The organism is Flavobacterium tistrianum (genome assembly GCF_003254545.1).
GTDB lineage: Bacteria > Bacteroidota > Bacteroidia > Flavobacteriales > Flavobacteriaceae > Flavobacterium > Flavobacterium tistrianum.
The window spans coordinates 165,807-179,993 of the sequence record NZ_QJRH01000068.1 but is presented as its reverse complement, the minus strand read 5'-3'; the positions used below and the strand labels follow the sequence as shown (position 1 = coordinate 179,993).

The following is a 14,187-nucleotide window of genomic DNA, read 5'->3' as shown; positions in this document are numbered from 1 at the left end:
AGGGGAATCAGCAATTATAGAATATTTCGACAGAAAATAGTTTTCCGTCTTTAAATTGTAGCTGAATTTGTCCATCTTCTAAGTTTAATGAGTAGTGATGTGGAGTTTTTAGAGAAGTTTCAATATAGGTCCCATATTTTTCGATAAAGTCTCTTTCAGTGAGCTTATAATCAAAAACGGTTTTTGAATTGAGAATAAATTTGTTGTTTTCATTTAAAAAAACTTTTACAATTTCAACCAGATTTTTGCTTTCATCTACAGAAACTTCCAAATCGGAATAATAATAAAAAGTATCACTTAAATAAATGCCACATCCGTCTTCCATGGTTTTCTTTTTTAAAGGCTGATTATACAGTTTTAAAAGTTCGCTAAGCGGAAGATTGAATGTTTTGGTTTTGACTCCTTTTAGTAAAAATTCTGCTTTTTTAGAAATAGCTGTAATTTCATCAAAAGTCTTTTGTTGTCCTAGTTTTCTAGCTAAAAGTTCATTTAGTTCTGTTTCCGAAATTAATTTTTCATCATTAATCTGCTTTACAACAGCAGAATAACGCTGATAAGCAGGTGCTAGTTTTTTGTAACCACTATTCCAAGCAAGCTCTACAATTCGTTCGCTTAGTGTTTTTCTTTCATTTATTTTTGAAACATCCAGTTTGTCAAATTCATTAATTAATTTGTCAAAATCAGGACGTTGTCCAATATATTTTCTTTGTACAAATTTGTTATATTCATCTCTAAATGTACCGCTGATATTAACCCATTCATCTTGGTTTTTAGGGTAATAATTTACAGGAATAGGATCTCCAGTAAATAAAATTTCTCTGATTTTTGAAGTTTTATCAGGCATTGCGCGTGCTTTCAAGCCTGCAGCTAAAACAAATAAATGAGGGCTACCATAATAATTATCGCCACTTTCAATGATTGGGTTTTCTTTATCTTTTGTTTTGATATCAGATGCATTGAGTGTTTCTGCAATATATTTTGCCTCAACATAGCCTTCAGAAAAATTATCAGATTGTATTTTATACCATCCGTTTTCGTTTTTAGATAGTAATTTTATAGATGCTCCATATTTAAAATAGCCCAGAAAATCAGATGATTTGTTCTTAGAAGTAAATAATCTTGTGTCCGATTTTATATAGTATATTTCTTGAGAGTGCAGTAAAAAAGAAGAGCAAAAAGCAAATAGAAAGTAAAGTTTTTTCATGAATGTTTCTATATTTTTTTGCCACGAATTCCACAAATTGGCACTAATTTATATAAAAATAATTCGTGGCAATTTGTGGAATTCGTGGCAACTTAATTTTTAGCAATCAGCCATATTTACGGCAACTGCAAGACCTCCTTCAGAAGTTTCTTTGTATTTTGAATTCATATCTTTTGCTGTTTCCCACATCGTATTAATTACTTTGTCTAAAGGAACTTTAGCATTTTTAGAATCAGTTTCTAGAGCTAATTCAGCTGCATTTATCGCTTTAATGGCGCCCATGGTATTTCTTTCAATACAAGGAATCTGAACCAAGCCGCCAATAGGATCGCAGGTTAAACCTAAATGATGTTCCATTGCGATTTCGGCAGCCATAAGAACCTGAGCAGGAGTTCCGCCCATTAATTCGCATAAAGCTCCAGCTGCCATTGCAGAAGAAACACCAATTTCAGCCTGACATCCGCCCATTGCTGCAGAAATAGTAGAACCTTTTTTGAAGATGCTTCCGATTTCTCCGGCAACCATCAAAAATTGTTTGATTTCTTTTTCGCCTGCATTATGGTTTTCAATAACCATATAATACATTAAAACGGCCGGAATTACTCCAGAACTTCCATTTGTAGGTGCTGTAACAACACGTCCAAGAGAAGCATTAACTTCATTCACGGCAAGTGCAAAACAGCTAACCCATTTTAAAATCTGACGAAATTTAACTTCAGTTTTTCTGATTTCTTCCAACCAGCTTTGCGGATCAGTATAATTTGATAATCCAATTAAATTTTGGTGCATGTCAAAAGCTCTTCTGCGTACGTGAAGCCCACCAGGAAGAATACCTTCAGAGTGGCAGCCTATGTACATACACTCTAGCATTGTATTCCAGATACGCATTAATTCAGAATGCACTTCGGCTTCCGGACGCATCGAAATTTCATTTTGATATACAATTTCAGAAATTGTTTTGTTTTCAGTAATCGTATAATTCAATAATTCGGCTGCATTTTGAATTGGGTAAGGAAATGCACATTTTATGGCTTTCTTTTCTTTCGCATTAGTACGCTCTTCTTTTACAACAAATCCGCCTCCGATAGAATAAAAAGTAGATTCGTATTCAGAATCATCAGATTTATAAGCTGTAAATTTCAAACCGTTGGCATGAAACGGAAGAAAGTCTTTATTGAAAACAATGTCTTGAAGGAAAAAGAACGGAATCACTTTTTGGTTGCCCAAATTGATTTCGTTTGTAGTTTCGATTTTTTTAATAATTCCTGCGATATCTTCAACAGGAATATACTCAGGATCTTGTCCGCTCAATCCGAGCATTACGGCAAGATCTGTTGCGTGGCCTTTTCCAGTTAAAGAAAGTGAGCCATATAAGTCGACTTTTACTCTAGTAATATCGTCTAAAATTGCTTCGTCTTTGAGCTCTTCAAGAAAACGTTCGGCAGCACGCCAAGGACCTAAAGTATGTGAGCTTGAAGGGCCAACGCCAATTTTAAGCATATCAAAAACAGAGATACATTCTTCCATTGTTCAATTTTTATTAAGACAAAGATAATCGAATAATGCAATTATGATTATTTTTTGAATGTTAATCTTGCATATTTGTTAAAAAAGATATTAAAATTTAATAATTCGGCAACGAAATAAATTTAAAACCTTAATATGCGCTTTGCGTAAAAAGTTAGCTATTTTTAGGTATTTTTGTAAAAGAACGAGTTGTAAAAAATACTCGATTCTTCAATATTAATACTTCATGGATTTTGTTTGAAAATGTCTTTTTACAAATTATAATACCACAAGAAGATAAAGTTACCATATGATAGAATTTTTCAGACATCTATTACAAGAATTCGAGTTACCTTTAAGCAATCCTGTATTAATTTTTTCATTAATACTTTTTATAATTCTGCTTTCACCGATTTTACTTAAAAAGATTAATATCCCGGGAATTATCGGACTTATTATTTCGGGTGTTATTATAGGTCCACACGGATTAAACATTTTAGCAAAAAACTCTGCGGTCGATTTATTTTCGACAATTGGGCTCTTGTATATTATGTTTATTGCAGGATTGGAATTGGATATGAATGAGTTTAAAGCCAACCGAAATAAGAGTTTGCTCTTTGGTTTTTTTACGTTTATTCTGCCACTTTCTATAGGTTTTCCAGTTTGTTTTTACTTGCTTCAATATGATTTTAATGCCAGTTTTTTAACTGCGAGTATGTTTGCAACACACACCTTAGTGGCGTATCCTATTGTAAGTAAATTGGGAATTGCCAAAAATCAGGCGGTTGCCATTACCGTTGGAGGAACTATTTTGACAGATACTGCCGTTTTGATTATTCTGGCCGTAATTATGGGAAGCGCTCAAGGGAATTTAAATCAAGCATTTTGGGTAAAACTAATAATTTCTTTAGCTATTTTTTCTGCCATAATGTTTGTAATTATTCCGCGTGTTGCAAAATGGTTTTTCAAGAAATTAGAAAGTGAAAAACATGCTCATTACATTTTTGTGCTTTCTGTCGTTTTCTTTGCAGCCTTTTTGGCCGAAGTAGCAGGAGTGGAGCCAATTATTGGAGCTTTCGTTGCTGGTTTGGCGTTAAATCCTCTTATTCCACATTCTTCTGCTTTAATGAATAGAATAGAATTTATTGGAAATTCATTATTCATCCCGTTTTTCTTAATTTCAGTTGGAATGTTAGTTGATGTAAGCGTTATCTTAAGTGGACCAACAGCTTTGATCGTGGCCGGAACTTTGAGTGTTGTGGCGATATTTGGAAAATGGATTGCAGCATTTTTTACTCAAATTGTTTTTAAGTACACCAGAACCGAAAGACAGCTTATTTTTGGATTAAGCAGTGCGCACGCGGCAGCAACGTTAGCTGTAATTCTGGTAGGGTATAAAGCTAAAATTTTAGACGAAAATATCTTAAACGGAACCATTATCTTAATTCTGATTACCTGTATTGTAGCTTCGTTTGCCACTGAAAAGGCAGCAAAGAAAATTGCAATCTGCGAAGAAGAATTTTCACATGAAGATACAGGAAGAGACCAAATCCTTGACGAGCATATTTTGATTCCACTGGCTAAAACTTCGGCAGCGGCAAGTTTACTAGATTTTGCCCTTTTGATAAAAGATAAAAAATCTTCTAACCCAGTTACTTTACTGACAATTGTTCCTAATAACAATCAGGCGGAAAAAAATATTTTGAAGTACAGAAAAGCAGCTGATAAATTTGTTATTCAAGGTTCGGCTTCAGAAGTTAAAATCAATACCATTGCCAGAATTGATCATAATCCCGCAAGCGGAATTGCTAGAACTTCAAAAGAAATCATGTCTGATATTGTGATTGTAGGATGGCCAAGAAAAACAGGATTTATCGATAAAATTTTTGGAGAAAATGTAGATTCTATAATTAATAATGTCGACAAGACTTTGTTTATCTGTAGATTCCAGAAGAATTTTATCGAAGAAAAAAGACTGATTTTTATCTGTCCTCCGTTTTCTGAAAGAGGTGTTGGATTTCATCTGTTGCTTCAGAAAATATGTCGCTTATCACAGGAATTAAGCATTCCGATTGTGCTTCATGCCGAATACAAAACGCACGAAACTATTCAGCAGATCGCTAATAATTTAAAGCTAAATGCAAAATTAGGATTCAAAAATGTTTCAGATTGGGAAGATTTTGAAAATATTTCAGATGAAATAAAACCAACCGATTTAGTTGTCTTCAACCTTTCTAGAAAAGGCTCTGTTTCGTATCAGTCTATTTTTGATAAACTGCCACAGAAATTTGAGAAATATTTTGACAGCAATAATGTAATACTGGTCTATCCGCAAGACGATCGTAAAGAAAGCGCAATGGATGCTTACGAAGATTTTACGGCATCACCTTTAGCAAAAGGAATTGAAGCTATAGAGCAGATTGGGCGAGGTATTGGAAGTATTTTGAAGAAAAACTAGACAATCTTTTAAAGTTGCAAATCGAATAGATGAAACCAAAACTTCTGTTAATTGTATTAATCGCAATTACTTTTACAGTAAATGCACAGAATAAAATGAAAAACACAAAAGAACTTATAGATAAAGCCGATCCAGGTTGGCCAATTGTAGAAGAGTGGATTAAAACTGCCAAAAATAAAGTTGAGATTTTACCAGTTGATCCAGTGAGAGCAAATGAAACTTTATTTAAAACTCAAGTTACGACAAGGTCAACTATGGGAGCCGTAATTTTTATGACGGGAGGTCTTTTAGTAGATGATGGCTGGATTAGGATTTTGGGTTCTGGAAGTGCAAAATTTAATAGAACATTACCTGATTGGAATAAAGGAAAGTCATTTAACGAGTTTGGCGAAACGCCAAGTTTTTTGTTGATTGCTGATGACGCAATTGGCGGTTTTTATTTATTGAACGGTGGCGGATTAGGAAATGATTTGGGAAAGATTTATTATTTCGCGCCTGATAATTTAGAATACGAGCCACTTGATATTACGTACTCGGAGTTTTTAGGTTTTTGTTTTAATAATGATCTGGATAAATTCTATGAAGGCAACAGATGGAATGGCTGGCGCGAAGAAGTGTCAAAGTTAAAAGGCGATGAAGTTTTTAATTTTTATCCTTTTCTCTGGACTGCTGAAGGAAGCGATGTAAATAAAAATACAAGAAAGGTGATCCCAATTCAGGAACAGTATGGTCTTAATCTTGATTTGAGAAAACAGCTTGGTTTTGAAAAGTGAAAATTGGAAGAGTAATTTCAAAAAGACATAAATATGAATCATAATGCTAAGTCAATACGCCCCTTTATAGGTTCTAGAAATTTTGAAATATCAAGAAGTTTCTATCGAGATTTAGGATTTGAAGAAACGGTTTTAGAATCTAATTTTTCTGTTTTTAAAACGGGAGAAATTGCTTTTTATCTTCAAGATTATTATGATAAAAGCTGGAACGAAAATACTATGATTTTTCTTGAAGTGGATGATGTGGATCGTTATTATAATGAATTGTTAGCGCTTAATTTGACTGAAAAATATGGTGTAAAATTAACGCCAACTCGCCATTTAGATTGGGGAAGCGAGTGTTTTCTGCATGACCCTTCGGGAGTTTTATGGCATTTTGGAAAGTTCAAGTAAATAAATATATGGATTGTGTTTACGATTTGAGAAATTGAATTCACAATTCAACTTAATTTTATTAACATAAATTCGTGAATTCGTGGCTAAAAAAACTACCTCAATCCAAAATCACCCAAAACTCGAGTTGTGCTTTTTCGCTGATACCAGTCATTATAAACCAATTCTAAATTTTTGACTTCAAATTCTCCAAAATCATAATCACGGAATTTCTCTGCAATTTCAATTAATTTTTTCGGATTTTGAAGTTTTTCCTGAAAACGCATTATCGTAGAATGCGCGGTAGAAATTTCATATCGGCTGTCTATAGATTGCTGTAATTCCGATTTTTTGAAATTCTCTCTAAGCCTATTTCTAAGATTATTTAACGTTTCATCACTTGGAAATCCTTGAATCATTATGGCCGATGGAGAAGCGGTTATACCTTTGTAATGGATTTTGATTTTCTCCACTTCAACAAGACTTCTGCAAATTACCTCAATATATTCGTTTGGAGAAATCTGATTTAACTTAAAATTTTCTGAACAAGAAATAATCGACATAACCGTAATATGAATATCTGAATCGGGATAAAAATACTGCTCAGGTTCAGCTTTTTTTAATTCGTTGATAAAAGTCTGAATGTTAGCTTTAATCTCATCATTTGGGCGAATAAGCAACGTAATTCCGAAACGGAAATCTGATTCATTTTTAAGTTCAGAGTCAATAGAATATTTTCCTGCCGAAATGATTTCAGAAGATGTTTTATAAAGCTGATCGTAATGTTCGGTTAAATTCATTTCTGTACGTTATTCTGCTTCAAAAATTGATTTTAGAAGCTTTTGTAAATCATGTTTATTGTTTTCTCCGCCACCTTTCCATTTTCCAATAATAATGCCGTTTTTATCAATAAGGACTTTGTGAGGGATTCCATTAACGAAATAATCGGTGTCTATAGAACTGTTATTTTCTAAAATCGAAATGTGTTTCCAAGATTCGATTTTGTCTTTTTCAATGGCCTTTTTCCAAGCATCTGATTTTTCATCTTTTGTAATGCTAATAATTTCAAGACCTAGTGAATTATATTTTTTGTATAACTCTCTAATATACGGTAATTCTTCGCGGCAAGGAGCACACCAGCTCGCCCAGAAATCAATTAAAACATATTGTTTGTTCTTAAAGTCGGCAAGCGAAATGTCTTTATTATCAATATCTTTCAGATTAAAGTAGGGAGCAGGACTTCCAACTTTACTTTGTTTAAAATATTTAAGTTTCTCGAACATTTCTTGCCCTTTTTCAGAATTTTTTATTTCTGGCGTGAAATTTTCAAAAACTTCCACGAAAGTGTCATAAAAATTCATTCCGATAAAACGACCAACATGAATTCGTATAAGTTGTAACGCACAGTATGAATTAGGATGATTTTTAGCAAAAACAAAATCAAGTTTTAATTCGTCAATATCATTTTGATCTTTTGCATTTTCCAATTCATCCAAACGAAGATTTAATTGGTTTTTAATTATGGAGTCTTTTTCAATTGCAATTTTTGAATACACTTCTTTTTGCAGTTTTACGATTGAATCACGAACTTTTTTTGTGGGTTTATGAAGTTCTAAAATTTCTTTTTCAATTGTGGCTTCGTCTTGAGCAAAACTCAAAAAGGTTACAAAAAAGGCAAAAAGTAAAAAAAGAAAGTTTATTTTTTTCATTGAATAAGACTTTACAAATGATAAGAAAATTGAATCTAATAATTATTTCTTTTTTACTTTTTCAAGGTTTTCTTTTACTCTAAACTTAACAATTTCAGCAATTAAGTCAAAAGGCATTGGCTCTTTCAAAGGAAATTGAACAGAACCTTTCCCTGATTTATACTTCGAAAGTTTTTCGGCAAATGCAGCATGCCCAGAAGGTAGAGCGTAAAGTCCGATATGGTTTTTGAAAGCCGCAAAATAAACCACAATTCCGTTCTGCTCAAAAGCCGGCATCGAATAACTGATTTTTTCTTTAGCATTTGGAGCCGCTTTCTGAATCGTCATTCGAACCTTCTCAAGAATTTCCTGAACGTCATTCGGAAATCCGCCAATGTATTCGTCTATATTCTCGGGTTTTTTAACTTCCATAGTTTTTTGTTTCAGGTTTCACGTTTCAAGTTGACTTTCTTTGCGGTTAAATTTTTACCGCAAAGTGCGCTAAGTTTTTTTTACTACAACAACTAAGCAAAATCTATATTTTAAGTTCGCAAAGCATAGTTTATAAAAAAACTTTGTCTAGACAAAGCTTTGTGAACTTTTTCATTTTTAAATGACTCTCAAAAAAACTTAGGATACTTTGCGTAATCCTTTGCGTTCTTTGCGGTAAAATTTAAAAGCAAAGGCCGTAAAGCATAGTCTATAAAAAAACTTTGTCTAGACAAAGCTTTGTGAACTTTTTCATTTTAAATGACTCTCAAAAAAACTTAACGTACTTTGCGTAAATCTTTGCGTGCTTTGCGGTAAAAAAAAAAGACTATGCGGTTAAAAAAATTAAGCGAGTCCCTTCGGAAAACGATCTAGAACCAGATTCAATCTTAAATTATGTTCTAAATAAGCTTTTGCTCCAGCAAGAACCAAAGTAAAACCTTCAGTTGAATTACGAACCTGATCGATTATTTTATCTGAATCTCCGTGAAAACCAGAATTGGTGATACTCACAAAAGTTTCATTTTCGTTCAACGGACTAAAAACCCATTCGACTAAAGTAATTTCGTCTGGATTTCCCCATTCAATAACAATTTTTTTGTTTTCTTGAATGACTAGTGTCGTTACAGAAAGAGAGAAACCATACATTTCCCAAGTCCATTCGGTTTTTTGGTTTTCTTCTAATTTTCCCGATCCTTTTGTAAACCAAAATTTACTGGTAATCTGTGGATCAATAAAAGCCTGAAAAACTTCTGAAACAGGTTTTCTAATCAGCATTTCGGCCTTTGCATATTTGTTGTTTTCTGTTTTCATTTTTTTTAGATTAGAAGTTATTTGTTAGAAGTTTAAAAGTAAATTTTAAATTAATTTACTTTTAAACTTCTAATTTAGGAATTCAGATATTATTATGTGCTAAAATTTAATTAAAATGTAAATCCAGCGATTAAATTAAGAGAATTTGTTTTCATTGATCCATCAGATCGAATAGGGTATTTAGCAATATCTGTTAGACCTAAATTTTCTCGTAATTCAATATAGATGTTGTGATTGTCATTTAGTTTAAATTCTTTTCCGAATCCAGCTGAAATTCCAAAATCCATTGATTTACTGTATTTTGTGTCTTCTAAATTTTCATTTGAGTTTTGTATGCCAGAAGTTTCATATTTCCAACCAGACTTAAGCAAATAACCAAAATAAGGCCCTCCATTAATATAAAAACTCTTATTTCGGGTAAAATTGAATTTTAACATTATAGGAAGTGTAATATAGTTAAAGTAGTTAGTTGCTTTAATGCTATAACGGTTATATGGTGTATCCGAAGTATAAGTACCTTCTCCTTTTGAAGTTTGTGTTTTTCTGTCGTAATTTAAATCTGCTCTTAAAGATAGGCTTTCATTTATTTGGTATTGTGATGAAACTCCAAATAAATAAGAAAAGCCAGGTTTTTCATCTGCAAAAGATTCATAACCTCTAAAACTTGAGTAAGTTAAGCCTGCTTGCACACCAAATTTAAATTTTGATTCTTGTGCAGTTGTTTTGAATGTGATTAAAGTAATTGTAAAAAGGAGTAGAGTAATTTTTTTCATTTAGTAATTGGCTAGTTAATTTTGAAGGGCGAATATATGTATTTAGCTTTTACTAGCTAAAATTAAACGTTCTTTTTATCAATCCATTTTCCAACAGTTGGCGCAACATAATTTTTCATTTGATCCAACAAATCATCAATATTGTCACTTACCAAAAGCATTTCTCGATTTACTTCTTTGAGCAATCCTTTTTCGGTCATAGTTTGCAATAACTCAATCAGGGAATCGTAATAGCCATTTACGTTTAAAACAGCAATTGGTTTTTTGTGCAATCCTAATTGTGCCCAAGTCAACATTTCAAAAAGCTCTTCTAGTGTTCCAAAACCTCCCGGAAGCGCAATTACTCCATCGCACAAATCGTTCATTTTGGTTTTTCTTTCGTGCATGCTCTCTACCAAAATTAATTCAGTTAAACCTAAATGCGCAATTTCTTTTGATCTTAAAAAGTTCGGAAGCACACCAATTACTTTTCCGCCTGCATTTAAAGCTCCGTCTGCAACAGCACCCATTAAGCCTACATTTGCTCCTCCGTAAACTAATTCTATATTTTGCTCAGCTAAAGTTTTTCCTAAAGCAACGGCTTGTTCTTCGTAAATTTTTTCAGTGCCAAAACTAGAGGCGCAGAAAACAGTTATTCTTTTCATTCTTTTGAGTTATGAGTTATTAGTTATGAGTTGGATCTAATTACAAGTTATTGTCAACTTATAATTCGTAACTCATAATTCATCATTTTTTTTAGTTCATATTCAAAATAGGGGAAATCAGCGCCATTAATAGAAAATGTCAACTCATTAATTTTTTCTGCACCGAGTTTTAAAACGGCTTTTTGAGATCGGAAATTTTCTGCTCCAATGTGAAAAAGCACCGAATTAACATGCTGGAAAGCATAATCCATCATTAGTTTTTTGTTTGACTTATTATATGGTCCACCCCAATATTTTCTTGTAATAAAAGTGTAGCCAATTCCAACATTCGATTTTTCTGGATTGTAGTCATAAAAACTTGTTGTTCCCATAACTTCATTGGTTTGTTTGTCAAGAATTAAAAACGAACTTTTTGTGATTATTATGTCAAAATAAGTTTTAAAACCTTCTCTTGTATATCGATCCTTTACAGGGTTCTGTTCCCAAATTAGTGGATCAGAGGCAGCTTCAAATAATGCTTCAAAATGTTTTTCTTCTAAAGGAATTAATTTTGAAATTTCATTTTCTAAGAAATCTGGTTGTAAATTGAAATTTGATGTTTGCATTGTTTTGGTTTTTTGATTGATGGTTTGAAGTTAAATTTTTTTAATCTGCACGCAGGAAACATTTTGCATTTTAATCTGTTTTCCTGCTTTCTTTAATAATCCGGTTTTAGGATCTCTTTTAAAAACAACAATATTATTAGTTTGAACATTCGAAGCCACTAGAAATTTTCCACTTTCGTCAATAGCAAAAATACGAGGATGTTTTCCTAATGAAGATTGATAACCAATGTTTTTCAAGAATCCGTTTTCATCAATAGAGAATATCGCAATATTGTTTTCCTTACCTCGGTTTGTCGCATAAAGAAATTTTCCGTCAGGAGAAATATGAATGTCAGAACTTTCAAAACCTTCTTTGATTTTGTCGGGATGTGTGGCAATGCGCTGAATTTTGCTCAATACACCATTTTCGTAATTGTAAACGCTTATTTGTCCCGCCATTTCTTCAATACAATAACCCCATTTTTGATTTGGATGAAAGGTAAAATGTCTTGGCCCAGCTTCTAAATCGGTTTTCGTAAACGGATTTTGAGTTTCGATTAAAGGTTTTTTTTGATTTTCATCAAAAGCATAACAACGTATTTTATCGGCGCCTAAATCAGGTAAAAACAAATAATTGCATTGTGGAGAAAACACTGCCGAGTGCACATGAGATTTGGTTTGTCTTTCTTTGTTTACACTTCCGTCTGAATATTGAAAATTTTGCGCGATCGAATCGATTTTACCGTTTTCTAGAATTGGATAAATAGAAACGCTTCCTTCTGTATAATTGGCATTGGCCAGCCATTTTCCGTTTTTATGCACGCTAACATACACTGGATTTTCGCCACCGCTTCTCTGGCTGTTCAAAAATGTCAAAGTTTTTGCCTTTGTATTAAATTCAAAACTGCTCACGCTTCCTGCATTTGGAGTTTTGGTATCTGTGCATGCATAAACATATTTCCCGTTTGGAGAAACCGTTAAATAAGACGGATTCACAATATTTTTAACCGAAGTAAATTTAATTAGTTTTCCTTTCACCGTATCCAATTGATAAACCTGAATTGCTTCTGCCGATTTATCACGATTATAAGATCCTAAAAAGACATATGTGCTTTGAGAAAAGATGCTGGTTGTTACGAGAAATAAAAGTGCTAAAAAAAATATTTTGTTTTTCACGGTTTTTAAGTTTGTTTCAAGTTTCAGGTTTCAAGTTTTGCCCACATTGTCAGGCTGAGCGAAGTCGAAGCCCTAGTATTAATGGGAACGCCCTTCGACTTCGCTCAGGGTGACTATTGGATAGATTTAGAACTCACAATTCATAACTCATAACTCATAACTCATAACTCATAACTCATAATTATTTAACCTCTTTCCACCATTGTTTAAAAACTTGTTTATCATTTTTTAATTCAACCGCTTCACCGATCATTGGCGTTACTAACGGAATCGGATTTTCTGATAAACTATTCAATTCAGTTACTTTATTCAAAGGTTCGTCCCAAGAATGTAGCGATAAAGCAAATTTCGATGAATGTACTGGAAATACTCTTTTTGCTTTCAGATCTTTCATCGCTTTTATTACATCTTCTGGCATGTTGTGAATATATTTCCATTTTTCATTGTACTGGCCATTGTCAAGTAAAGCAATGTCAAAAGGACCGTATTTCTCGCCAATTGCAGCAAAATGGGAATCATAACCGCTGTCTCCGCCTAAATACATTTTAAAATCTTTTGTTTCCAGAATGAAAGAAGTCCAAAGCGTATTACATCTTTTAAAACCTCTGCCAGAAAAGTGGCGAGAAGGAGCAGTATGAATCGTTAGATTTTCATCCAATTCGATTTTAGAATACCAATCTTTTTCAATAATAATTTCAGGAGCAAAGCCCCAGAATTCCAAGTGAGAACCTACGCCAAGAGCTGTGATTATCTTTTTGGTTTTAGGTTTTAATTTTAAAATCGTATCGTAATCCAAATGATCGTAATGATCGTGCGTAATCAGTAAATAATCAATTTCTGGAAGATCTTCAACTGTGTAAATATCTGATCCTTTAAACGATTTTGTTGTGCCAGGAATAGGAGAGGCGTTACCGCTGAAAACAGGATCAATCAAAAAACGCTTTCCTTCCAGCTGAATAAAATAAGACGAATGCCCAAACCAAACTAAAACATCTCGATCTAAGGGAAGTTCTAGTAAATTGGTTTTTATTGACGGAATTAAATCTGCCGGGATTTTTCGATCTACTTTTTTAAAGAAAAATTCAAATAAAACTCCTGCCATACTTGCTCCCTCAGCTAAATCTGGCGTGAAGCTCTGGTTTTCGAATTTTCCGTTTTTATATTGAGGTGAGTTTTGAATCTGAATCAATCTTTCACCAGAAGGTGCTTTTCCGAATTTGGGATGCTGCAGGAAAATGTAAAATGCCAAAGCAGTCAGGCATAATAGAATTAAGAATGTTATCATTTATTTTTAGGATATAAATTTTGGGTATATTGAATTGAAAGTAAAATTATCTTTTTTAAGATTTCAATATCGATATCTGCCAATTTTTTAATATAAATACAGGCTTTTGAAGAAGTATGTTTTCCTAGTTTAGATAAAAGTGCTTCTCTTTTTTCTTCTGGCAGATAAAAATAAACAGTCATTGCTGTTTTTCTTGGCGAAAAACCAGCCAACGGAGCATCGCCTTCGTGACCGCTTTCATATTTATAATGATAACTTCCAAAACCAATAATGCTTGGTCCCCACATTTTGGGTTCAAAACCTGTTATTTCCTCAATTATTTTTAGAAGTTCAAAAGCATCATTTCTTCTGACATCATTTTCAACAGCGTTAATAAAATCAGTCACGCTATTTTGAGTTTCTGTAGTTTTATTTTTTGCCAT

At 33.0% G+C, this 14,187-nt stretch carries 15 protein-coding genes; 3 read left to right on the top strand and 12 right to left on the bottom strand.

Going from position 1 to position 14,187, the window contains the following annotated elements:
* Nucleotides 1-7: 7 nt before the first annotated feature.
* Together DMB71_RS11365 and DMB71_RS11360 are read right to left on the bottom strand one after the other, a co-directional pair.
* On the bottom strand, nt 8-1,204 hold the full coding sequence (locus tag DMB71_RS11365) for an SH3 domain-containing protein (RefSeq protein WP_111366179.1): 1,197 nt from the start codon (nt 1,202-1,204) through the stop codon (nt 8-10).
* A 99-nt stretch (nt 1,205-1,303) separates the two neighbouring features.
* Nucleotides 1,304-2,731, bottom strand: a complete 1,428-nt coding sequence (locus tag DMB71_RS11360) for an L-serine ammonia-lyase (RefSeq protein ID WP_111366177.1) — start codon at nt 2,729-2,731, stop codon at nt 1,304-1,306.
* Nucleotides 2,732-3,020: 289 nt separating this feature from the next.
* On the opposite strand from DMB71_RS11360, the gene DMB71_RS11355 reads away from it, so the two are divergent.
* Genes DMB71_RS11355 through DMB71_RS11345 form a run of 3 tightly spaced genes read left to right on the top strand, consistent with a single transcriptional unit; the run spans nt 3,021 to nt 6,334 of the window.
* The gene (locus DMB71_RS11355) at nt 3,021-5,168 is read left to right on the top strand and encodes a cation:proton antiporter (RefSeq protein ID WP_111366176.1); all 2,148 of its coding nucleotides are present in this window, start codon (nt 3,021-3,023) and stop codon (nt 5,166-5,168) included.
* 29 nt (nt 5,169-5,197) lie between these two features.
* The gene (locus DMB71_RS11350; RefSeq protein WP_204251788.1) at nt 5,198-5,941 is read left to right on the top strand and encodes a DUF2625 domain-containing protein; all 744 of its coding nucleotides are present in this window, start codon (nt 5,198-5,200) and stop codon (nt 5,939-5,941) included.
* 33 nt (nt 5,942-5,974) lie between these two features.
* The gene (locus DMB71_RS11345) at nt 5,975-6,334 is read left to right on the top strand and encodes a VOC family protein (protein WP_111366174.1); all 360 of its coding nucleotides are present in this window, start codon (nt 5,975-5,977) and stop codon (nt 6,332-6,334) included.
* A gap of 95 nt (nt 6,335-6,429) precedes the next feature.
* On the opposite strand, the gene DMB71_RS11340 is transcribed toward DMB71_RS11345, so the two are convergent.
* From DMB71_RS11340 to DMB71_RS11295, 10 genes are all read right to left on the bottom strand, one after another.
* On the bottom strand, nt 6,430-7,113 hold the full coding sequence (locus tag DMB71_RS11340; RefSeq protein ID WP_111366173.1) for a 2'-5' RNA ligase family protein: 684 nt from the start codon (nt 7,111-7,113) through the stop codon (nt 6,430-6,432).
* Between the two features lie 9 nt (nt 7,114-7,122).
* Complete coding sequence (locus tag DMB71_RS11335) at nt 7,123-8,022, bottom strand: TlpA family protein disulfide reductase (protein ID WP_111366171.1); 900 nt, start codon at nt 8,020-8,022, stop codon at nt 7,123-7,125.
* A gap of 42 nt (nt 8,023-8,064) precedes the next feature.
* Nucleotides 8,065-8,433, bottom strand: a complete 369-nt coding sequence (locus DMB71_RS11330; protein WP_111366169.1) for an iron chaperone — start codon at nt 8,431-8,433, stop codon at nt 8,065-8,067.
* Nucleotides 8,434-8,835: 402 nt separating this feature from the next.
* Nucleotides 8,836-9,303 carry an SRPBCC family protein gene (locus tag DMB71_RS11325; protein WP_111366167.1) on the bottom strand — a complete coding sequence of 156 codons (468 nt, stop codon included), beginning with the start codon at nt 9,301-9,303 and terminating at the stop codon, nt 8,836-8,838.
* A 110-nt stretch (nt 9,304-9,413) separates the two neighbouring features.
* The gene (locus tag DMB71_RS11320) at nt 9,414-10,076 is read right to left on the bottom strand and encodes a porin family protein (protein WP_111366165.1); all 663 of its coding nucleotides are present in this window, start codon (nt 10,074-10,076) and stop codon (nt 9,414-9,416) included.
* A gap of 62 nt (nt 10,077-10,138) precedes the next feature.
* Nucleotides 10,139-10,720, bottom strand: coding sequence for an LOG family protein (locus DMB71_RS11315; RefSeq protein WP_111366163.1), 582 nt, complete (start codon nt 10,718-10,720; stop codon nt 10,139-10,141).
* A gap of 53 nt (nt 10,721-10,773) precedes the next feature.
* Nucleotides 10,774-11,325 (bottom strand): GNAT family N-acetyltransferase, encoded by a 552-nt coding sequence (locus tag DMB71_RS11310; protein ID WP_111366161.1) that lies wholly within the window; start codon nt 11,323-11,325, stop codon nt 10,774-10,776.
* 30 nt (nt 11,326-11,355) lie between these two features.
* Entirely contained in the window at nt 11,356-12,480 is a 1,125-nt protein-coding gene (locus DMB71_RS11305) for a lactonase family protein (protein ID WP_111366160.1), read from the bottom strand.
* Nucleotides 12,481-12,661: 181 nt separating this feature from the next.
* Nucleotides 12,662-13,765 carry an MBL fold metallo-hydrolase gene (locus tag DMB71_RS11300; protein WP_111366158.1) on the bottom strand — a complete coding sequence of 368 codons (1,104 nt, stop codon included), beginning with the start codon at nt 13,763-13,765 and terminating at the stop codon, nt 12,662-12,664.
* On the bottom strand, nt 13,762-14,187 hold the full coding sequence (locus DMB71_RS11295) for a DUF1801 domain-containing protein (protein WP_111366156.1): 426 nt from the start codon (nt 14,185-14,187) through the stop codon (nt 13,762-13,764). Before DMB71_RS11295 ends, DMB71_RS11300 begins: the two co-directional genes overlap by 4 nt.